Source organism: Stenotrophomonas sp. SMYL8, from assembly GCF_036320065.1.
In the GTDB taxonomy this organism is placed as follows: Bacteria; Pseudomonadota; Gammaproteobacteria; order Xanthomonadales; family Xanthomonadaceae; genus Stenotrophomonas; species Stenotrophomonas maltophilia_A.
Window position 1 is genome coordinate 97,401 of the sequence record NZ_JAWIRR010000007.1, and the last position, 20,034, is coordinate 117,434.

Genomic DNA, 20,034 nt, shown 5'->3' on the forward strand with positions numbered 1-20,034 from the left:
CTTACCCTGCCTTCCGCGCCGGCTCGGCATCGGTCGCATGGCGGCTGGCCTTGTACGGCAAGCCCAGATGCGCGCGCAGCGTCTGCCCTTCCAGCTCACGCTGGTGGTAGCCGCGCGCCTGCAGGATTGGCAGCACCTGGGTCACGAAATCGTCCAGGCCTTCGCGCTGTGCAGCGAAACCAAGGATGAAGCCATCGCTGGCGCCGGCATCGAACCAGCGGATCAGCTCATCGGCCACATGCTCCGGCGTGCCGATGAAGTTCGGTCGTGGGCTGACCGCCTCCAGTGCCACCTGGCGCAGGCTCAGGCCCTTCTCGCGCGCGTCCTGCTTGATGCGGTCGGTGGTGGAACGGAACGAGTTGCTGCCGATGTCACCCAGCTCCGGGAACGGCGCGTCCGGATCGTACTGGCTGAAATCGTGGTGGTCGAAGAAGCGCCCCAGGTACGCCAGTGCATCCTCCAGCGTGGCCAGTGCGGCGATCGCCTGGTACTTGGCTTCAGCCTCCTCCGCGGTGCGACCGACGATGGGGCCGATGCCCGGGAAGATCTTCACGTCATTGCCGCTGCGGCCGTGGGCGATCGCCGAGTTCTTCACTTTCTGGGTGAACGCGCGGGTCTCCTCCAGCGATGGCGAATGGGTGAACACCGCATCGGCGTACTTGCCGGCCAGCGCGATGCCATCGTCGGACGACCCGGCCTGGAAGATCACCGGCTGCCCCTGTGGCGAACGCTGGATGTTGAGCGGCCCTTCCACCTGGAAAAAGCGGCCCTTGTGGTCGAGGCGGCGGAACTTGTCCGGCGCGAAGAACGTGCCGCTGTCGCGCTCACGCACGAAGGCATCGTCGTCCCAGGAATCCCACAGCCCTTGCACTACATCCAGGTACTCGTCGGCGATCTGGTAGCGCAGCGCGTGCTCCGGGTGCGGGCGACCGTAGTTGCGCCCCGAACCCTCCAGCGGCGACGTCACCACGTTCCACCCCGCACGACCGCCGCTGAGCAGGTCCAGCGAAGCGAACTGCCGGGCCACGGTAAACGGGTCGCTGTAGGAGGTCGACAGCGTGCCCGCCAGGCCGATCTTCTTCGTCGCCGTGGCCAGCGCCGACAGCAGCGAGATCGGCTCGAAGCGGTTAAGGAAGTGCGGGATCGACTTCTCGTTGATGTACAGGCCGTCGGCTACGAAGCCGAAGGCGATGCCGTTTTCCTCGGCGGTACGCGCGATGTCGATGTAGAACTGCAGGTTGACGCTGGCATCGGCCGGATTGGAGGGATGCTTCCAGGCATGCATGTGGCTGCCAGGACCCTGCAGCATGATGCCGAACGGAATGTGGCGCGGGGTCGTGCTCATGGGAATCGCTCCTGCAGGTCAGGCCACCGCCGCGCGCGGCGCGGGCGACAGCAGTTCAAGGGATGTCAGGCGTGCATCAAGGTCGGCCACCGGCGCATCGAGGATGAACTCGCCCACGCCGAAGCGCCGGTGCAGCGCATCCAGTTCGTCACGCACGTGCTGCGCATCACCGGACAACACGCTGGGGCGTGTCTCCTCGATGCGGAAATCGGCCACGCCCACCTGGCGCGCGTACTCGGCAGCCGCATCGGGACTGGGCAGATTCACCGTCTGGCCGGGGCCGAGGTGCAGCTTGTAGACGCGCAGCGCACCGATATGACGTGCTGCGGCTTCGGCAGTTGGTGCGGCGAACGCCACCGTGGCCAGCAGTGGCGGCTGCGTAGAAACGGTGCGGTAGGCATCGAACGCGGCCTCGATATGCTTCGGGTCACCATCGAAGTGCGCGGCGTAGACGAAGCGCCAGCCCAGCTCGGCCGCCTGCTGCGCGCTCTGCGGGCTGGCCCCGAGCAGGAAGCGCTCCGGTGCCTGCTGCGGAACCGGCCGAGCCTGTGCCTCGGTTTCGGCGCCGGACAGATAACCTTCCAGGTCGCGCAGTTGCTGGTCGAAGTCGGCGAACGCCGGACGCCCGGCTGCCAGCGCCGCGGTCGAGGCCGGCAGGCCACCGGGGGCCTTACCCACGCCCAGATCGACACGCCCCGGCGCCAGCGCCGACAGCAGGTTGAAGTTCTCCGCCACCTTGTACGGCGCGTAGTGGCGCAGCATCACCCCGCCACTGCCGATGCGGATACGCCGGGTCTGCGCCAGCACCCACGCAGCCAGCACTTCCGGTGCAGGGCTGGCCAGCGTTGGTGCAGCGTGGTGTTCGGCAAACCAGTAGCGGTGGTAGCCCAGCTGCTCGGCGCGCTGCGCCAGCTGCAGGCTGTTGCGCAGCGCCTGCTCCGGCGAGGCACCTTCGGCAACCGGGCTCTTGTCCAGCACGCTGATCTGATAGCTCATGGTCACGTCCTCGCTCAGGGGTGGGCCACGGGAATGCCGAGCAAGCCGTTCAACGCGGCCAGGATCGGCTCTGCACCGGAGATGTACTGGCGGTCCTGGTGCGCGCCACTGGCCAGTTCGCTGCGCACGCCCTGCGGCAACACCAGCTTGGGTAGTGACTGGTCCTGCTCACCGATCTCGGCAATCACCTCGCGGCGCGGCCGCGCGAAACCGATGCGGCGCACGTCCAGCTGCGCGTCCAGGCCATCGATGCTCGACAGCGCGCCCTCCAGCAACAGGCTGTGCCGGCAGAAAAAGCGCTGGCCGGGAATCTGGCCGTCCTCGAATTCACGGTCGAGCAGGAACAGGATGGGTTTGCTTGCTTCGTCCAACGCCACGGGAGTGTCCTCATCAGGGCCGGCAATGCGATGCCGCTTCGATATCGATGCTAGATATGCCAGCAGCCGCAGCAGCGACGGCTGGCGACAATCGGCGGTCAGATCCGGCCACGCAGATGCGGCGTAGCCATAAGCAAAGCGCCGCCGGTTATGGCGTCAGGCAATACGTCGCAGCGGCGCCGCTACCGTCAGCGCCTGCGCCTGCGTGGCCAAGTGCCCGGCCGCACGCTCGGTCGCCAGTTCGATGCGCGCCTGCAGGGCCGCGCTGCTGATGTGCTCGCCTTCGAAGTCGGCCGGGGTGGCATATACCCCGATCGGCAGCGTGTGCGCCTGCAGGAAACTGAACAACGGCCGCAGCTGGTGATCGATCACCAGCGCATGTCGCTCGCTGCCGCCGGTGGCTGCCAGCAGTACCGGCGTATCCACCAGCGCCTCCAGCTCGATGAAGTCGACCAGGTGCTTGAACAAGCCGGGATACGAGCCGCGATACACCGGCGCGGCCACCACCAGCAGCTCCGCCGCTTCGATGGTCTGCAGTGCCCGTTCCACCGCCGGCTCCGCCTCGCCGCGCGACAGCGACTGGCCCAGCGAACGCGCGATCGGCGCCAGCTCCACCAGCTCCACGCTGGCGTGCACCCGCTGCTGCAGCGAGTCCAGCAGATGCCGTACCAGCAACAACGTGCGCGACGTCGCCGAGCTGGTCGGCGACCCCACCAATGCAACCACCCTCAATGCAGAAGACATGAACTGCTCCCGTGTAGAGCCGAGCCATGCTCGGCTGCCCTTCGCTTTTGTAGAGTCGAGCCATGCTCGACTGCTTCCCACCTCAGAACCGGTAACTGACCCGCCCGTACCAGTACGCACCCACATTGCTCAGCACATCGCCGCTATCCCACGTGGTCTCGATACTCGCCACATCGGTGGCACTACGCGCGTACTCCGGCACCTTGCGGGTGCGCTTGTCGAACACGTTGTTGATGCCCAGCGCCGCACTCCAGCCCGCGCCCAGCTCCACGCCACCGGAAAGATTGGTCACCAGCACCGGCGGCTGCTTGTACTCCACGCCGTTGTTCAGGCGCTTGATGGGGCCGTAGTAGGTGAAGTCCAGATTCGAGCGCCAGCGCCCGTTCTGCCAGCCCAGCCCCGCCACCTGCGTATAGCTGGGCGTGCGGAAGCGCAGCGCATACTCGCTGGATCTGGTCAGCAGGTTGATGTTCGGCAGGCCCTGCAGCGCCGCCGGAATGTCGCTGACCTTCTGGATGGTGGTGCGGCCGACGTTGGCCGCGTAGCTCCAGCGCAGCTTGCCCCACGCCGTTTCCTGGTTCGCTTCCAGGGTCAGCTCCACACCGCGTGTACGGGTATTACCCACGTTGGTGAAGTAGCTGGCGTAGAACGCATCACCCGGCAGGATGCTGATGCCGGCCGAACCCAGCAGTGCATCGATGGTGTTCTTCTGCGCCGCACTCAGCACCGTGCCGCTGTTGTCGGTGACGCGCGCCGGATCCTGCGCGTTGTAGCCGATCTGGCTGGACTGCCCCAGCTGGCCGCGGATGTCGATCTGATAGGCATCCACTGCCAGGTGGAAGGCCGGGCTCGGGTCCCAGGTCAGGCCCAGGCTGTAGTTGGTGGCCTTTTCCGGCTTCAGCGGTGTGGCACCCAACGCAATCGCCGCCGGCGAAGACACCTGCGCCACCAGCGTGGTCCCGCACGGGCAGCTGCCGGTGGCCTGGTAGAACTGCGCGCCCAGGCTGGGCGCATGGAAACCGTTGCTCACCGTTGCCCGCACACCCAGCGCGTCGGTGAAGTCGAAGCGCGTGGTCAGGCGGCCGGTGGAGACACTGCCGAAGTCGGAGTGATCTTCCCAACGCGCGGCTGCATCCAGATACCAGCGCGAGGTGATGTTGGTGGCTGCACCCGCGTACACCGCCTTGCTGTTGCGGGTCGCCTTCACCGCGTCCGCAGTGGAATAGCCGACGAAGGCCGCCGCACCGAAGCCGGTGTAGGACTCCCACTGTCCTGCCCCGCGCTCGTACTGCTCGTGCTGGTACTCGGCGCCGGCGCTGACTTCCAGCGGCGAAGCGAATGCCGCCACCTCGAAGCCACGACGCAGGTCCAGGTTGGCGATGCCCTGCTGGTAGTCCAGCTTGCCGTCATAGAAGTCGGTGGGTGAACCGGGATATGGCAGCGAGTAGTTCACCGAGTTGCGCGTATAGGTGCGCACGGTGCTGCGGTTGCCGGTCAGGCTGGCGTCATAGTCCCAACCCGCGATCTGGCCTTTTACCCCGGCCGTACCGGTGTACTGCTTTTCCTTGGTTTCCAGCACCGGCAGGAAGCCGTCAGGAAACACGCTCAGCACGCCGGGAGCCCTGTAAGTGGTGAAGATGGTCGCCGGCAGACGGAAATTCTGGATCGCCTGTGCGGTGCGGTCACTGGCCGTAGCATTGGCATAAAACTGCGCGCTCTCACCCAGGCCATGGCCCACGTTCACCGCGAAGGCCTTCAACGCATACGACGGCGAGCTGAGGATGGTGTTGGCCTCGGCATCGCGGTTGGCCTCGACCGGGTTCGGCGCAGCACCCGCTGGCAAACGATTGTTCGGCCGCAGCGCCACCAGATTGCCGCTGCCATCCACGGCGGGGTAGCTCAGGTAGCCGTCGATGTAGCGACGGGTACGGATCGCATGATGCTGGCGGGTGGTCTCGCCGGACAGGTTGATGAAGCCATCCTGGCCCCAAGGCAGGCCGACGTTGGCGCGCACGCTGGTTCGCGAACCATCACCATCGGTGCTCTGCCCGCTCTCCACCGACACATCACCACCGTGCGCCTGCGACTTCAGGATCACGTTGACCACGCCGGTGATCGCGTCCGAGCCGTAGATGGCGGAGGCACCATCACGCAGCACTTCCACATGGTCGATGGCCGAGACCGGAATCAACGCCAGGTCCGCCCACGCATGTCCGGGGAAGCCGCCCCCATTGGCACCGCTCACATAGGCACTGGCATTGCGGCGCTTGCCGTTGACCAGCACCAGCGTGTAGCCCGGCGACAGATTGCGCAGCTGGTAGCCGCGGATCAGGCTTTCCTGGTCGCTCTGGTAGCCGCCGATCTGGCTCAGCGACGGCAGGCTGCGCTGCAGCGCTTCCAGCAGGTTGCCCTGGCCGGTCGCGGCGAGGTCTTCGGCGGAAATCACATCGATGGGTGTGGAGCTGTTCTTCACCGTGCGCGTGCTGGTACGTGAACCGGTGACCACCACCGCATCCAGCGTGGAGGCCGCCACATTGGCGGTGGCTGCAGTGGTGGCAGGGTCCGCATCGGCTTCCGCTGCGTGGCTGGGCGATGCGGCGAGGGCGACCGCGATCAGGACGGCAAGAGTGCTCAGGACTGGGGCGTAGGCGGCAGGCATGGGGGCTCGTGGGGGTGGGCCGGAAACACGCTTCCATTCAAGGGCCTGTTCACCCACCGCGACAGGCGGGATCGCGTCACCCAGCCGTAACATCCGGCCACCCACATGACCGCTGGTAATGACGTTAGGCAGCAGCGCCGGTGCGCTGCTCTCTGTAGAGCCAAGCCCATGCTTGGCTCAATGCCAGACGAAGCCCATTCAATTGAGCCACAAAGAGCAGCCGAGCATGGCTCGGCTCTACATGCTCCACCGGCATCACCTCATGCCCGCGAACCACTCTGCGCCACGCACCACCACCCGTAGCATCAGGCCATGCACAGCCCTTCCGCCGATCCCACCGCACCACTCGTCGCCATCGTCGCCTGCCACGGCCAGGGGCTGTTCGAGTTCGGCTGTGCGGTCGGCCTGTTCGCACCGATACGGCCTGAACTGGGCGTGGCCTGGTACCGCACCCAGCTGTGCGCCGGCGAACCCGGCGCACTGCGCATGCTCGGCAGCACCCAGGTGCAGCTGCCCTACGATCTCAGCAGCGTCGATGACGCCGACATCATCGTCATCCCCGGCTGGCGCGAGCCCAGCGAGCGTCCGCCGCAGGCACTGCTCGATGCACTGATCCGCGCCCATGCACGCGGCGCACGCATCGCGTCGATCTGCTCCGGTGCGTTCGTGCTGGCCTGGGCCGGGCTGCTCGATGGCCGCGAGGCCACCACCCACTGGCGCCTCACCGAAGCGCTGGCACGCGAGTTCCCACGCATCGATGTGCGCGAGGATGTGCTGTACGTGGACACCGGCAGCATCATCACCTCGGCCGGCTCGGCCACCGGCATGGACATGATGCTGCACATGGTGCGCAAGGATTACGGCGCGCGCGTGGCTAATCTGGTGGCCGAGCGATTGGTGCTGGCACCTTGGCGTGATGCCGGGCGCAGCCAGCGCGTCAGCCGGGCCATCCCCAACGGCGAGCCCACGCGGTTGGCGAAACTGATGGAATGGATGCGCCGCAACCTGCGCGAGCCGCATTCGCTAGGCAGCCTCGCCGAGCAGGCCGCACTCAGCCAGCGCACCCTGCAGCGACAGTTCCTGGAAGCAACGGGCCTGTCACCGATCGACTGGCTGATCCGCGAGCGCGTAGCCCTCGCCCGTGAGCTGCTGGAAACCACCGACCGGCCGCTGCAATGGATCGCCGAGCAGGCGGGCTTTGGTTCGCAGGAATCGTTCCGCCGCCACTTCCGTGGCCAGGTCGATGCCAGCCCCAACGAGTACCGCAGCCAGCACCGCAGCGGCATCGGTGCGGACCGCCTGATCGGCTGCTGACTTCCGCCCCCCCCCCTGTCCCCCGCTCCCGGCCTTTCCACGCAGGCACCTGCGCTGCAAGATAGGGGCATGCCCCGCACTGCCGACGGAACGGTGATGACCGACAGCCCCTACAGGACCTACCGCGTTGGAATCGGCGTATCGCTGGTGTTGGCTGCGCTGATCGCCACGCTCTCGCTGATCGCGGTGGCTACCCCCAATCTGGGTTGGGGCGTCGTGGCGCTGGCCACCATTGCGATCTGGGTCGGCGTCCCGTTGCTGCTGGTGCTCCTGCTGGCCTGGCTGCGCTACATGGTGCGCCAGCGCGGGCAGGTGCCGGGCCGCATACACGTGCTGATGTTCGTGCCAACCGCCGCCTCCATGCTCATCATCCCACTGTGGCACGCCCTGCAAGGCAGTGTGGACAGCCTGGCCGGCGGCTCACGTGCATCCATCGCCGAGCTGCACGTCAACCTCAGCGGGCAACCCCTGTGGCTGGACACCTCACCGCATGCATCCACCGGCTCTGGCGCTGGCCCGGATCTGCCCATGCAGGGCGACACCCCCGAGCGCTTCCTGGCCTTCCACCGCTACCCCAACGCACAGTCCGATGCAGACAGGGGGTTCCCGTATGAAGATGCGCGCCTGAAGCGCTCCGTCGACCACTACCGCTACGCCACTCCGTCCGGAGATCGCGCCGTCACCGATGTGCCACTGGCCCGTCGGCCGTATCCCGACCTTGCGCCATTCAACGCGGCCTGGCGACGCGCGGGTACACCCGAGCTCGTGCATATCTACTACCACTACAGCGATCACGTAGAGGTCGCGCCCGCACTCGCACGCCTCAGTGGCTTCACCACCGATGATCTGGAGCGCAGCCGCTTCGAAGGCCTGGCGCTGTTCAAGATCCACAACTACGGCAATGCGCCCATCCTGCGGATGGAAATCAATGGCCTCACACTGGACATCGGCAACGGGGCCATCGCGAACATCCCGGAAGCGCCCCAGGATTGCACGGCCTACGGCTACCCTGTCAGCGCCGCGCTGTTGCCACTCAACCTGCCCCTGCAAGTGCGCTGGCAGACTGCAGACGCGCCGACGCGGTGGCACAGCGCGCGCGTGCAGGTGCCGGCATTCCGGCAGCCGCAGCCACTGCAGGGACAATCCACGTTGCAGCGCGTCCTGCTGTATATGCTGCCCGATGATGCGCTGGCCGCAGAGCGCTACGCCGAGGTGTTTGACGGCGATTCGCAGCGCGGCATCAAGGCCACTGGCCTGCCAGCCAGCGCTGCCACCTACGCGGTGTGTGGCAGCGCGAGGGCGACCTATGGCGAACGAGCGGGTACCGTGCTGGCAGACTGATCCGCGGTGTTGCCGGCGCGTTCCCCTCCACGCTGACGCACGCTCAGTCCTCCTGCACCAGCTTGAACTCGCGCAGCAGGCCACCAATCTGGGTCTTGTCCAGCTTGTTCATCAGCAGGTTGCGCAGGAACGCAGGCCCGGGAATATCCAGCGCCTTGCCATCGCGCAGGCGACCGGTCGCCGCCAGCAACGAGCGCACGTCATAGGTGGAATTGAACACCTCCGGCACGCCGCGCTCGATGCCCAGCAGGGTATACACCGCTTCCATCGGTGTGCGCACCGAATACTCGGTGGTGAAGATGCAGTCGCGCTGCTTCGATTCGGCAAACTGACCGATGAAGGCGAAGTTCACCGCACCCTCCGGCACCACGTCCGGGCGATCACCGGCCTGACGCGGCATGAAGAACGCGGTGATGTACGGCATCATCACCGGCACCGTCTTTGCGCCCGTGGCAGCCAGTTCGTCGATCTCCTCCACCGGCACGCCCAGGTGATACAGCCACTCGCGGGTGATCTCCTCACCGGTGCAATCCTGCATCGGCTTCTTCACGTAGTCGCCAGGCGTATCCACGAACAGCGAATACACCCAGACCACGATCTGATCCTTGGGCTGGTTCTTGAAATGCGGCTGGCGGTTCACCGTCCAGCTCATCAGCCAGCGCGAATCGCGCACGCTGACGATGCCGCCGGTCACCACCTTGCCACTGAACGGGTCACGCTTGGCAATCTTCTGGATGTAGGCTGGAACGCGTGCATCCAGCGTGGTCACCGTCGCCGACTCCCATTTGGTCTGCGGAATGTGCGCGCCGAATACATCCGGGCGGCCGAACGCTGGATCCCTGGCGGCAATGCGTCGCCACAGGTCCCAGGCAGGCGCCGGCCCCTCGTTCAATCGCGCAGCCGTGTGGTGATCGCCATTGTCCGAGTTCTCGGTCAACGAACCGATCGTCATGAACACAAGGTCATCCGCGCTCAGATCCACGCCACCGGCCACGCCCTCGCGCGTCCAGTGGATGCGCGTGGCCTGCTTGCGGCCGGCCGCCAGATCGAAGTCGACGTCGGTCACCTCGGTGCCGTACTGGAACACCACGCCGTGGTCCTGCAGCCACTTCACCAGCGGCAGCACCAGCGATTCGTACTGGTTGTACTTGGTGAACTTCAGCGCCGAGAAATCCGGCAGGCCGCCAATGTGGTGGATGAAGCGGTGCAGGTACAGCTTCATCTCCAGCGCCGAATGCCATTCCTCGAAGGCGAACATGGTGCGCCAGTACAGCCAGAAGTTGCTGTCCAGGAAATCGCGGCCCAGCACCTCGTCGATGCGCTTGTTCTCCATCTCCTGCCGGGTGGCCAGGAACAGCGCGATGATGTCCTTCTGCGCCTGCTCGCTCAGCGTGAACAGGCCGTCGGTGTGCGCATCTTCACCGCGATTGATCGTGGCACGCTGTAGCGAGTAGTTCGGGTCGTCCTTGTTCAACCAGTAGAACTCGTCCAGCACACTGGCATCTTCAATCTCCAGCGACGGAATCGAGCGGAACAGATCCCACAGGCACTCGAAGTGGTCTTCCATCTCGCGGCCGCCGCGGATCACGAAGCCCTTCTCCGGCACCTTCAGGCCATCCAGCGCGCCGCCGGGAATCTGCTGCTGCTCGAGAATGGTGATGCGCTCACCGGCCATGCGGCCGTCGCGCACCAGGAACGCGGCGCCGGCCAGCGAGGCCAGGCCCGAACCGACGAACCATGCGCGCTTGCCGTCGACACCGGCGGGCTTGCGCGGGCGCGCAAAGGCTTCGTAGTTGCCACTGCTGTAGTACATGCGTTGCTCCTTCCTGGAGGGGGTCATCAGGAACCCACAGTGGAATGACACAGCCATTCCATGCAGGTCATGCCCCTACTCTAGCGCCGAACCGATGTACCAATTCCTGCACGCAGGCTGCGACCGAAAGACGCAGCCACGTCAGAGCCGTCGCCCCAGCAGCATGCCCGGCCAGCCATCCACACTGAACGGCGCGATGCGCGTGTAGCCGCAGGTCTCATAGAAGCGCACCAGATCACCGTTGCCGCCGCCATAGCAGTCCACACGCAGATGGTCGAGCCCGGCAGCGCGCGCCTGCTCATCGGCAAAGGCCATCAGGCGCCGGCCGATGCCACGCACGGGCGCATCACGCGATGCCAACAGTACCCGTACATACAGTTCCGGGCCGGTGGGCGCAGGCACATAGGGCATCGACTCGCCCAGCGCCAGGAACGCGCGCACGTCACCCTGCTCGTTCTGCGCCACCCATGCACCGGGCAGTGCGCAGGCATCAGTCACCTGGGTGATCCGGCGCGGCATCGTGGACCATGGCTCACTGCCCCATTGCTGCAGGTTGCCGATCGATACGAACCATTCGATGACTTCGTCGAAGAGCGTCAGCACCGCAGGGGCATCGTCTACGTTGGCGCGGCGGATGTTCAAGATTTCCTTTCCTGCTTCAGTCATGTGCGCATTCCTTTCAATGCTTCAATCAATTGCGACGAGGATGCCGGCCAGCGGCCGGCACTACCAGGGCTGGAAGTCCGTGAGCCGGATTTGACATGCAGGCATTTACCTGCCTATAGTCCACCCAAGGACGGCGCCTGTCCGCCCAAGCGAGGAACCTGCAATGGTCGATATCGCACACAGGGTCGGCATCAAGGCCCCTGCAAGCCAGGTGTACCAGGCTCTGGCAACCCCCGAAGGCGTCGCCGCCTGGTGGGCTGAAGACACCCATGGCGACCGCGAAGCCGGCGGCTCGGTCAAGGTGTGCTTCACCGCCAATGGCCAGGAAATTGGTGCCATGGAAATGAAACTTGAGCAGCTTGTTCCAGGCGAGCTCGTGCTCTGGCAGTTCGTCGCCGGCCCTGCCGAATGGATCGGCACCCACGCGCGCTTCGTGCTGAAGCAGGAGGGCGACTACTGCATCGTGCTGTTCACCCATGAAGGCTGGAAGGAACGCGTCGAGTTCACCTTCCACTGCAGCACCAAGTGGGCGGTGTTCCTGCTCAGCCTCAAAGCGCTGGTGGAATCCGGCAAGGGCCAGCCCAACCCACACGACATCAGGATCGACAACTGGAATTGAAGACGCCCCGCATGAATGCAGACAAGGTGTTCAAGGCATTGGCCGATCCCACGCGCAGAACGCTGCTGGATCTGCTCTGCGAAGACAACGGGCAGACGCTCGGCCAGCTGTGCGAGCACCTGGACATGGCCCGGCAATCGGTCACCCAGCACCTGGGCCTGCTGGAAGACGCCAACCTGATCAGCACCGTGCGCCGCGGCCGCGAGAAGCTGCACTTCATCAACCCGGTGCCCCTGCACGAAGTCTACGAGCGCTGGGTACGCAAGTTCGAGCAGCAGCGCCTGGGCCTGCTGCATGACCTGAAACGAGAACTGGAAGGAGAATGACGATGTCCGCAGAGTCCACCCGCTTCATCCACGTGATCTACATCGCCTCCACGCCGCAGAAGGTGTTCGAGGCCATCACCCGCCCCGAGATCGCCAGCCGCTACTGGGGCCACGAGAACGTCTCGGACTGGAAACCCGGCTCGCGCTGGCAGCATGTACGTGCCAACGAAACGCGCTCGGTCGAACTGGTCGGCGAAGTGGTGGAAAGCACCCCGCCCTCACGGCTGGTCATCACCTGGGCCGCCGCCTCGCAGGCCGACAACCCCGCTGCCTACAGCCGGGTGACCTTCGACATCGTGCCCTACCAGGACATGGTGCGGCTGACCGTCACCCACGACGAACTGGAACCCGGCAGCGGCATGGATACCGGCATCCGCCAGGGCTGGCCGATCGTGCTGTCGAGCCTGAAGTCGCTGCTGGAAACCGGCAAGGGGCTGGATGTGTTTGCGAAGCCGCAGTAGACGGCTGCGTCGGGACGACGCCGCAGGGCCTTGGCTGCTGCGGCGTCGGCAATGCGGCCGATGCGGGTCCGCTAGCGGGCCGTCCAACCCCCATCCACCGGCAACGCCGTGCCAGTGATCTGCGCCGCAGCGTCCGAGGCCAGGAACACCACCACCTCGCCCAGCTGCTCGGGCGTCACGAACTGCAACGAAGGCTGCTTCTCGGCCAACAGCGCGCGCGCGGCGGACTCTTGATCCGTGCCTTCGCGCTCCGCCAACGCAGTGATCTGTTGCTCAACCAGTGCGGTTCGCACCCAACCTGGGCAGATCGCGTTGGCGGTAATGCCAGTGCCCGCATTCTCCAGCGCGGTCACCTTGGTGAATCCCACCACGCCGTGCTTGGCCGCCACGTAGGCCGACTTGTTCACCGAGCCCACCAACCCGTGCACGGATGCGATGTTGATGATGCGGCCGGCGCCCTGCTGCTTCATGTGGGGCAAGGCCGCCGCCGTGGCATGAAACACCGCCGAGAGATTCAGCGCCAGGATCGCATCCCACTTCTCGACCGGAAACTCCTCGATCGACGCGGTGTGCTGGATGCCGGCATTGTTCACCAGGATGTCGATGCGGCCCATCGTCGCGACGGCGCGATCGATCAGTCCGCGCACCGCCTCGCCACGGGACAGGTCGGCACCGTCATGCGCCACGCGAACACCGAACTCGGTTTCCAGGTTGGTACGGATGCGTTCAATCTCCGCTGCATCGCCGAAGCCATTCAGCACGATGTCCGCGCCTTGTCGCGCCAGCGCCGTGGCGATACCAAGTCCGATACCGCTGGTGGAGCCGGTAACCACCGCAACCTTTCCAGAGAACATGGGTGAGCTTCCAAGGGGCGTAGGTAGGCAGTATAGCCCTCTGGATCCACCGCACGCTTGGATCAGTAGATCCACGCCAAGCGTGGATGCTCCCCTCTCGGCAGAAATTCACATTGCCCCTATAGTCACCCCAATCCACCCATGGATGGCCCGATGAACCCCTGCAAGGCCCTGCTGCCCGCCGTTGTTGTCGCACTGCTCGCCCCTGCCATCAGCCAGGCCGCGCCGCCTGCTCAAGACGCCACACCGCTCACCACCGGCAGCGTGCGGGTGGATATAGCGACCGGCCGCGTGGAAGGCAACGTCTGCGTATCCAGCCGACCTGCCGAATCGATGGGCTCGTTCGTGCTCAACGCCGGCCTGAATGTCGCACGGGTCACCGATGGCAATGGCGCGCCGCTGGACTTCGAAGGCTGGTACGACCCCGGCGTGGATGGCGAAGCACGCGTGTACACCGTGGCCAAGCCACCCGCCACGCTCTGCGTGCAGTACGTGGGCGCCTTCCCGGTCTACGCCCGGCACGATGCCCCGACCGACTTCAAGGGCCTGATCGCCTTCAACGGCGACAGCGCCCGCTTCACCGAACAGTCCGCATGGCTGCCGCAGGCGTTCGATCCCAAGGCCCGCGTGCGCAGCAGCGAAAGCCGCTACGACCTGCAGGTGGACTGCCGTGGCTGCCGCTTCCTGTATCTCAACGGCAGCCAGGCCATCGAAGGCGCGCAGGGCCGCTTCCGCAGCGACAACGCACGACCGATCCTGCTGTTCGGCGGCAGCGGCCCGATCACCCGCACCGCGCAGGTCACGATCCTCAACGAGACGCTGCCCGCGGCCAAGGTCGATGCTCTTTCCGGCACCGTGCAGAAGGTAGCCGACGTGCACAGCCGCTATATGGGCGTGCCGCTGGCCGACCGCCCCACCTTCCTGCGCATGGTCACCCTCAACCAGATCGAGCGCGACCGTGAGGGCAGCGAATGGGGCTTTGCCACCTGGCCGACCATCGCCATGAGCGGCAGCATCGGCAACGTGGCCGATTCACTGCTGACCGGGGGCGAGAACGCCGAGCGACGCGTGCAGTACATCGCGCACGAAATGGGCCATTACTACTTCGGCACACTGAACCGCCCGCAGGGCCCCTACTTCTGGGTGCTGCTGGAATCCAGCGCGGAATTCCTGTCGATCAAGGCGCTGCGCGAGATCAGTGGCGATGCCGCGGCTGATCGCTATATCGCGCGATTGCAGTCAGCCATCGATAAGCAGGCCCCCCCGCTGCCGGCGTTCGATGCCATCGATGGCACCTCGGATCTGGGCGAGATGTATCGCTACGTCTATGCGCCCTTGCTGTTGCTCTCGCTGGAGAAGCAGGTGGGCGAAGTGAAGATGCAGACCTTCATGCGTGGGCTGCTGGCCGCGCCTTCGCCGAGGAACTGGGCGGAGCTGCAGGCAATCGCACTGAAGGCCGGCATCGACGCCAAGGCCTGGGAGCGTTGGCGGGCCAGCTGTGTGGCAGGTGGCACACCGAGGTGCCGGTAGATCCACGCCACGCGTGGATTCACTCCCTCAACGCCCGCACAACTGAATCGCCCAGCTCCGTGTCCAAGGCAACCCGCCCCCTGGCCCCTCCATTTGCCAATCAGCGCCGCTGATGTCCCCGCGCAATCAGAAGAACAGACCCGCCTGATCCACAGTCGCCAGTGGATTGGCCTTCCGCACCGCCTCCAGGAAGAGCAGGAAATCCCGATTGAACAGCGTCAGGTTGTTGGTGAACGTCACACCCTTTCTGCCCGATGCTCTGCTGAAGCACACCTTCCAGACATAGCGCCCGTAGATCCTGTCGGACGTTCGTGTGACTGAGGTGATCTGCGAAAGCGGAACCGCCGTGGGCACCGGCCCACGTCGCAGGTAGAAGGATTCTGTATCAAAGAAATAGTGCTCGCGATCCTCTTTGCCATCCACCATCACCAAGGTCATGGACTTGCCAGAAATCCGGCGAGGGGGATCCAAACGCAGCCCTGATCCCAATGCAGAACGCGCGGTCGCTGACATTCGCCGAAGGGTGAACCAGAGGATCACCAACGGAAGTGCCGCGAGGATAATGAAGCCTGCGGTCTTCAAAACAGTTTCCAGCGTGCTGGGCACACAGATCTCCAGGATGAACTTTCAGGCGATGCCCAAGTAGATCCACGCCACGCGTGGATGGCTCTCCCTCAACGCCCCATCACTTCCAATGATCCGGCCCCAGGAACGGCAGGCTCAACACAAACACCGGAACCGCCACAGGAATCAGCGCCGCGCCCAGCACCTTGCCGGCCGCCGTTCCAACACCCGGCTTGCCCTCCCTCTCCGGCAGGATCCGTTGCGCCCGCGCACTGATCGGCTGTGCCAGCTTCCCCTTCTCCGCCAACGCAGCAGCGTCCGGCAACTTCACCCGCTCGCCGTCGCCCTCGAACAGCGCGCTGTAATAGCTGCCACCCTTCTTTGAAAGATTGCAGGCCCGATCAAACGCCAGCGCATAACGGCTCCGATCCTGCGGCAGGTAGTAGCGCGCACGCTCATCCACATACTTCGCCTCGCGCGGGAGCACCTCAATCCGCTCCAGCTTGAACTGCGCGGCCTGTTCCGGCGTCACCTGCTCCGACCGCAGCAGCAGCGCATAGCTGCCGTGCACCTTGGCCTTGTTGGCCGGGTCGCGCCAGTCTTCATGGAAATACATTTGCGCGCAGGCCACCGCCTCGCGCAGCGGGCTGTCCATCAGCGCGCGGTACTCGCGGAACGGTGCAGCATTGAAACGCATCGGCTCTTCAAAGCGCGGCAGCAGATACAACTGGCCGTCGTCGGCCACGAACGCACCCGTGATCTCGCGGCTTGAGGCGTGCTCCTCCGGGCCACTGGCACAGCCAGACAACAGGCCAAGGCACAGGGCGGAGAGAATGAAGAAGGACGTTCGCATGTCGTGTTCGAGGGCTTCCCTGGGAAAACGGCCCCGCCCGGAAGGACGAGGCCAGCCCGTCATGGTGCCATGGCAGCCCCGCCGTGCCCAATCAATGCGACTCCACCACGCCCACGACGCGGTCAAACCTGCAGTTGCGCAGATCCTCACGACTCAACCAGAACGTGGCCTGGCCACAGTCACCAAAGACCAGATCAATCGCCGGGTCACACGCCAACTGCAGCAGGCAGACCGCGTCGCCCTCGCCTTCCACGTCGGGTACGATGCCGTGCAAGCGCGGTGCGTGCCCCAGCATCTGGTGCACGCGCGTCTCGGCGCAGCGCTTGCGGCCATCAGGCAACGTGCCCTGGCTTTCATCAAACGGCAGATGTTCGTCCTGCAAGTGGCGGTACATCAGTGCAGGAATGCGCGCGGCCGCAGCCGGCGAGCCTGCCGCGTAGGCAACTGCCGCCAGCAGTCCCTTTGTGAACGCCCGGCCCATGCCCAGGTCGGTCAGCGTCATACGCTCGAATTCGTCGCTGATCTGTCCGATAATCCACTCACGGAATGCCTCCCGCGTTGCATCATCCGGGGCTTCGTCCAGGCCAATGGCGGCGGCGCGCTTCACCCATGCGCGTACGTCGGCGTAATCAATTTTCCCGCGCTTGCCTGCACGCCGCTCATTGCCGATCACCCGCGAAAGGCGGTCCATGATGATGCCTACATGGGGAAAATCGGTCTGGTAACGCAGCCATTGCACCGGGAAGGTCCACGCAGGTGACTGCGGGCGCTCCCATTCCGTGGCTGCATCCGCGCGCGGAAACAGGCCCGTGGCCGCCACCACCGCACCCAGCCGCATTTCGTCCCGGCGCGAGGGGTAGATATCGTAATACGGCCGATCCTCCTCACCCGGCGACAGCTCCAGCTCGTCCGGCCAGGTATCCATGCGCCGCGCCACCAAGGGCCATTGAACATGCACGCACGGCCCATCCTCCTCAGGTAGCAGCCATGCGGGATTGCGGTGCGCATGGTCCGAGGGGCCTTCATCCAGAATCGGACGCATACCGTCCGGCAGCGCACGCACGTGCTGATCGACCGCTACCTCAGCCGCGTACAGTACACGCACGCGTTGCTGTGGTTCGTCCGTGTCCCAGATCTGCTCTTCGTCGTTCATGGCGAAAAAGAACAGCATGCCCTGCGAGGGCATATCGGGATCCACGCGTGGCAGCTCGGCGCAATCGATCTGCGCCAGGAAGTGCATCGGCGCCGCTTCGCCATAACTTTCCCCAACCGGCCAATCCATCCCATCGGGCAATTGCGGCAGACCGCCTAGACGGCTGCGAACCCTGGGGAATGCCGCCGGCGGGTAGAAACGCTGCAGCACCAGGGCCGGGGTGCGATGCTTGGCGAAGAAGGCCTCAAGCACGGCTTCGGCATGGTGGTCACGCTGGTCGGCGTGGTACATTGAATCTGCCTGAGCATCCATTTCAGTGACGTCCTTTTGAGTCTGGATCGAGCACCACAGGTATATCACCACCCGGCCTGCCTGTAGCGCCCGGCGATGATCCGCTGCCCAGCGCGCCAGTGCGCGTTGGTTGGCGAAGTGGGCCAGTGGGTGCGGGCCGCGCCTCCTGACCAAGGGCCAGGTCAGCCAGCCGGCAGGCCTTTGAAGAAGCGCAGCGACATAAGCCGCATTTCCAGCATGCTAATTACGGCATCAGCCGGGCGGCGTCGCCGTGATGCGATGCCCATCTCGGTCTCAATTCCGGCCGGTAGTGTCCGTAGTGTGTGGTTACGGCGCGGCGCACTGTCCCGCTGCAGCAGCGCCTGATGGACTCAAATGGCCCTTTGGCCTTCCGCGTGGGCGAGGGGGCGCAGGCCCCTTCAGTCGTGCCGGCGCAGTCGGCATCGCAATTGCTGCCATGTCTGCCGCAGTCGCCAAGCACTTTGCCCCGCTACTGGGGAACCGATGAAGAAGAATGCCCACTCTTGAAAGGAGAACGCGCAAATGAACGCTGATGATGTGAAGTCAATACCGATGATGGACCCGCTCGCGAACCGGCACACCGGTGGATCGAGTGCATCCAGACGCACCATCTACGTAGATCTTGATGGCGTAATGGCCGACTTCGACGCGGCATTTCCCGCTCTGTTTGGCCTGGACCACCGCGTGCTTGCCGACGATGAAATGTGGGGGCACATCAACAGCCACCCGTCATTTTTCCGCGACCTTCCGCCGATGCAAGGTGCAGTGGAGTTCTTCCACAGCATCCACCACTTGAATCCGGTGATTCTCACCGCCTGCCCGAAATCGAACTATCCGCTCGCTGCCATGCAGAAGCGACAGTGGGTTCGCGAACACCTGTCAGCAACCTGCCTGGTGTTGCCTGTGCTTGGTGGCAGGCATAAGCCTCTTTTCATGCACCAGCCGGGCGATGTTCTGATCGATGATTTCGAAGCGAACTGTGATGCCTGGACAGCGGCCGGAGGCGTGGCGATCAGGCACGCCGGCAATTGGACCGCGACGCATCACGCGCTTTCCCAGATTGAAGATCTGTCAGGGGCAGCGTTGGCGAAGGGCTGACGCCCTCTCTGCCGACCACATTGGCACTTCCATAGACAGGCCGAGGCGCTGGCCCCTCGGCCCACAAGGCTGGCAGCCTGCGTTGTAGCTCCGCCCTACTTCAACCGCTCCACCAACCGCTGCCCCACGTCCAACGCCGAAGCCGGGTTCTGCCCGGTAATCAGCTCGCGGTCCACCACCACATGCCCGGTCCACGGCGTGGTGTTGCTACTGAACTTCGCACCCGCCCGCTGCAACGCAGTCTGCGGGTAGAACTTCATCTCGCCACCGCCAAGCAGCGGCTTGGCCTGCTCTTCTTCCTGGTTGCTGATCACCGTCATCTGGTAGCCGCTGTAGATCCACTTCGGCGTGGCCGGCGTCGCCCCCGCGTCCAGCTTTGCCACGAAACCACCCGCATCCGGCAACGTGAACAGCAGCGCGATCGGCCCGTGGCAGACCAGCGCGGTGGTCTTGTTGCGCTGGTGGAAGTCGGCCAGCAGCCGGCCCAGCGCCGGGCTCTTCAGCAGGTCCTGCATCGGCGCGTGGCCGCCGGGAATGTAGACCGCATCGAAACGCGCGTAGCCCAGCTGCTCGACGCGCGCCAGGCTGACCACCGGCGAAGCCGTCGGCGAGGTCAGCGCCAGTTTCTCCAGCAGGTCCTTGTGCAGCCTCAGCTGCGCGGCATCGTTGCCGAAGTACGCCGGCGTCACCGAAGACGCATCCACCGTCGGCGCCCGCCCCTGCGGCGTGGCGAAGGTCACCGCGTGGCCCGCATCCAGCAGCAGCTTGACCGGCTGCATCAGCTCGTTGAGATAGAAGCCGGTGGACAGCACCTTGCCGTCCTTCAGGTCCAGGTGGTTTTCGTCGGACAGCACCACCAGCACGTTGGCGGCCTGCGCGCCGCTGGCGGCCAGGGTCAGGGCCAGCGCTGCGGCCAGCCGGGTCTTCAAGTTCATGGGATAGCTCCTATCAGGGAATGGCGGCCACTTTATTCATCGCCCCAGCGGCGATAAATTGGCCCCATCGCAAA

General features: G+C 65.1%; 19 protein-coding genes. 7 read left to right on the forward strand and 12 right to left on the reverse strand.

What is annotated here, in order from left to right:
- Window position 1: 1 nt before the first annotated feature.
- The 5 genes from V3B25_RS08440 to V3B25_RS08460 form a co-directional block, all read right to left on the reverse strand.
- Window positions 2-1,345, reverse strand: coding sequence for an LLM class flavin-dependent oxidoreductase (locus tag V3B25_RS08440; RefSeq protein WP_329810478.1), 1,344 nt, complete (start codon window positions 1,343-1,345; stop codon window positions 2-4).
- Between the two features lie 18 nt (window positions 1,346-1,363).
- Complete coding sequence (locus V3B25_RS08445; protein WP_329810479.1) at window positions 1,364-2,341, reverse strand: MsnO8 family LLM class oxidoreductase; 978 nt, start codon at window positions 2,339-2,341, stop codon at window positions 1,364-1,366.
- 14 nt (window positions 2,342-2,355) lie between these two features.
- A complete protein-coding gene (locus tag V3B25_RS08450; RefSeq protein WP_032129754.1) occupies window positions 2,356-2,718 on the reverse strand; it encodes a DUF3088 family protein in 363 nt (120 codons plus the stop codon).
- A gap of 156 nt (window positions 2,719-2,874) precedes the next feature.
- Window positions 2,875-3,462 (reverse strand): FMN reductase, encoded by a 588-nt coding sequence (gene msuE, locus V3B25_RS08455; protein ID WP_329810480.1) that lies wholly within the window; start codon window positions 3,460-3,462, stop codon window positions 2,875-2,877.
- 82 nt (window positions 3,463-3,544) lie between these two features.
- Window positions 3,545-6,121 (reverse strand): TonB-dependent receptor, encoded by a 2,577-nt coding sequence (locus V3B25_RS08460; protein WP_329810481.1) that lies wholly within the window; start codon window positions 6,119-6,121, stop codon window positions 3,545-3,547.
- Between the two features lie 312 nt (window positions 6,122-6,433).
- Between V3B25_RS08460 and ftrA the strand changes: the two genes are divergently transcribed.
- A complete protein-coding gene (gene ftrA / locus V3B25_RS08465; RefSeq protein WP_329810482.1) occupies window positions 6,434-7,435 on the forward strand; it encodes a transcriptional regulator FtrA in 1,002 nt (333 codons plus the stop codon).
- 69 nt (window positions 7,436-7,504) lie between these two features.
- On the forward strand, window positions 7,505-8,776 hold the full coding sequence (locus tag V3B25_RS08470; protein WP_329810483.1) for a hypothetical protein: 1,272 nt from the start codon (window positions 7,505-7,507) through the stop codon (window positions 8,774-8,776).
- Window positions 8,777-8,819: 43 nt separating this feature from the next.
- Here V3B25_RS08470 and V3B25_RS08475 read toward each other — a convergent pair whose 3' ends face one another.
- Entirely contained in the window at window positions 8,820-10,589 is a 1,770-nt protein-coding gene (locus V3B25_RS08475; RefSeq protein WP_329810484.1) for an oleate hydratase, read from the reverse strand.
- A gap of 141 nt (window positions 10,590-10,730) precedes the next feature.
- A complete protein-coding gene (locus V3B25_RS08480) occupies window positions 10,731-11,255 on the reverse strand; it encodes a GNAT family N-acetyltransferase (RefSeq protein ID WP_329810485.1) in 525 nt (174 codons plus the stop codon).
- Between the two features lie 163 nt (window positions 11,256-11,418).
- Here V3B25_RS08480 and V3B25_RS08485 point away from each other — a divergent pair, with 163 nt between their 5' ends.
- The 3 genes from V3B25_RS08485 to V3B25_RS08495 are packed head-to-tail and all read left to right on the forward strand — an operon-like array spanning window position 11,419 to window position 12,661.
- Window positions 11,419-11,874 (forward strand): SRPBCC domain-containing protein, encoded by a 456-nt coding sequence (locus V3B25_RS08485; RefSeq protein ID WP_329810486.1) that lies wholly within the window; start codon window positions 11,419-11,421, stop codon window positions 11,872-11,874.
- An 11-nt stretch (window positions 11,875-11,885) separates the two neighbouring features.
- Window positions 11,886-12,200 (forward strand): metalloregulator ArsR/SmtB family transcription factor, encoded by a 315-nt coding sequence (locus V3B25_RS08490; RefSeq protein WP_049421295.1) that lies wholly within the window; start codon window positions 11,886-11,888, stop codon window positions 12,198-12,200.
- Between the two features lie 2 nt (window positions 12,201-12,202).
- On the forward strand, window positions 12,203-12,661 hold the full coding sequence (locus V3B25_RS08495) for an SRPBCC family protein (RefSeq protein WP_329810487.1): 459 nt from the start codon (window positions 12,203-12,205) through the stop codon (window positions 12,659-12,661).
- Between the two features lie 71 nt (window positions 12,662-12,732).
- Here V3B25_RS08495 and V3B25_RS08500 read toward each other — a convergent pair whose 3' ends face one another.
- Window positions 12,733-13,515, reverse strand: coding sequence for a 3-hydroxybutyrate dehydrogenase (locus V3B25_RS08500; RefSeq protein WP_180847272.1), 783 nt, complete (start codon window positions 13,513-13,515; stop codon window positions 12,733-12,735).
- A gap of 153 nt (window positions 13,516-13,668) precedes the next feature.
- On the opposite strand from V3B25_RS08500, the gene V3B25_RS08505 reads away from it, so the two are divergent.
- Window positions 13,669-15,045 (forward strand): hypothetical protein, encoded by a 1,377-nt coding sequence (locus V3B25_RS08505; RefSeq protein WP_329810488.1) that lies wholly within the window; start codon window positions 13,669-13,671, stop codon window positions 15,043-15,045.
- Between the two features lie 126 nt (window positions 15,046-15,171).
- Here the strand turns inward: V3B25_RS08505 and V3B25_RS08510 are convergent, their stop codons facing one another.
- From V3B25_RS08510 to V3B25_RS08520, 3 genes are all read right to left on the reverse strand, one after another.
- Window positions 15,172-15,651: a hypothetical protein gene (locus V3B25_RS08510; protein ID WP_329810489.1), complete on the reverse strand. Its 480-nt coding sequence runs from the start codon at window positions 15,649-15,651 to the stop codon at window positions 15,172-15,174.
- 79 nt (window positions 15,652-15,730) lie between these two features.
- Complete coding sequence (locus V3B25_RS08515) at window positions 15,731-16,462, reverse strand: hypothetical protein (protein WP_329810490.1); 732 nt, start codon at window positions 16,460-16,462, stop codon at window positions 15,731-15,733.
- A gap of 91 nt (window positions 16,463-16,553) precedes the next feature.
- Window positions 16,554-17,906: a DUF1963 domain-containing protein gene (locus V3B25_RS08520; RefSeq protein ID WP_329810491.1), complete on the reverse strand. Its 1,353-nt coding sequence runs from the start codon at window positions 17,904-17,906 to the stop codon at window positions 16,554-16,556.
- A gap of 543 nt (window positions 17,907-18,449) precedes the next feature.
- On the opposite strand from V3B25_RS08520, the gene V3B25_RS08525 reads away from it, so the two are divergent.
- Window positions 18,450-19,025: a hypothetical protein gene (locus tag V3B25_RS08525; protein ID WP_329810492.1), complete on the forward strand. Its 576-nt coding sequence runs from the start codon at window positions 18,450-18,452 to the stop codon at window positions 19,023-19,025.
- A gap of 95 nt (window positions 19,026-19,120) precedes the next feature.
- Here the strand turns inward: V3B25_RS08525 and V3B25_RS08530 are convergent, their stop codons facing one another.
- Window positions 19,121-19,960 (reverse strand): type 1 glutamine amidotransferase domain-containing protein, encoded by an 840-nt coding sequence (locus V3B25_RS08530; RefSeq protein ID WP_329810493.1) that lies wholly within the window; start codon window positions 19,958-19,960, stop codon window positions 19,121-19,123.
- Between the last annotated feature and the right edge of the window lie 74 nt (window positions 19,961-20,034).

Bases quoted from the DNA above. Each gene is read 5' to 3' on its own strand.
- V3B25_RS08440 (WP_329810478.1), bottom strand. From the start codon at position 1,345: ATGAGCACGACCCCGCGCCACATTCCGTTCGGCATCATGCTGCAGGGT.
- V3B25_RS08445 (WP_329810479.1), bottom strand. From the start codon at position 2,341: ATGAGCTATCAGATCAGCGTGCTGGACAAGAGCCCGGTTGCCGAAGGT.
- msuE (WP_329810480.1), bottom strand. From the start codon at position 3,462: ATGTCTTCTGCATTGAGGGTGGTTGCATTGGTGGGGTCGCCGACCAGC.
- V3B25_RS08460 (WP_329810481.1), bottom strand. From the start codon at position 6,121: ATGCCTGCCGCCTACGCCCCAGTCCTGAGCACTCTTGCCGTCCTGATC.
- ftrA (WP_329810482.1), top strand. From the start codon at position 6,434: ATGCACAGCCCTTCCGCCGATCCCACCGCACCACTCGTCGCCATCGTC.
- V3B25_RS08470 (WP_329810483.1), top strand. From the start codon at position 7,505: ATGCCCCGCACTGCCGACGGAACGGTGATGACCGACAGCCCCTACAGG.
- V3B25_RS08475 (WP_329810484.1), bottom strand. From the start codon at position 10,589: ATGTACTACAGCAGTGGCAACTACGAAGCCTTTGCGCGCCCGCGCAAG.
- V3B25_RS08480 (WP_329810485.1), bottom strand. From the start codon at position 11,255: ATGACTGAAGCAGGAAAGGAAATCTTGAACATCCGCCGCGCCAACGTA.
- V3B25_RS08485 (WP_329810486.1), top strand. From the start codon at position 11,419: ATGGTCGATATCGCACACAGGGTCGGCATCAAGGCCCCTGCAAGCCAG.
- V3B25_RS08490 (WP_049421295.1), top strand. From the start codon at position 11,886: ATGAATGCAGACAAGGTGTTCAAGGCATTGGCCGATCCCACGCGCAGA.
- V3B25_RS08495 (WP_329810487.1), top strand. From the start codon at position 12,203: ATGTCCGCAGAGTCCACCCGCTTCATCCACGTGATCTACATCGCCTCC.
- V3B25_RS08500 (WP_180847272.1), bottom strand. From the start codon at position 13,515: ATGTTCTCTGGAAAGGTTGCGGTGGTTACCGGCTCCACCAGCGGTATC.
- V3B25_RS08505 (WP_329810488.1), top strand. From the start codon at position 13,669: ATGAACCCCTGCAAGGCCCTGCTGCCCGCCGTTGTTGTCGCACTGCTC.
- V3B25_RS08515 (WP_329810490.1), bottom strand. From the start codon at position 16,462: ATGCGAACGTCCTTCTTCATTCTCTCCGCCCTGTGCCTTGGCCTGTTG.
- V3B25_RS08520 (WP_329810491.1), bottom strand. From the start codon at position 17,906: ATGTACCACGCCGACCAGCGTGACCACCATGCCGAAGCCGTGCTTGAG.
- V3B25_RS08525 (WP_329810492.1), top strand. From the start codon at position 18,450: ATGAACGCTGATGATGTGAAGTCAATACCGATGATGGACCCGCTCGCG.
- V3B25_RS08530 (WP_329810493.1), bottom strand. From the start codon at position 19,960: ATGAACTTGAAGACCCGGCTGGCCGCAGCGCTGGCCCTGACCCTGGCC.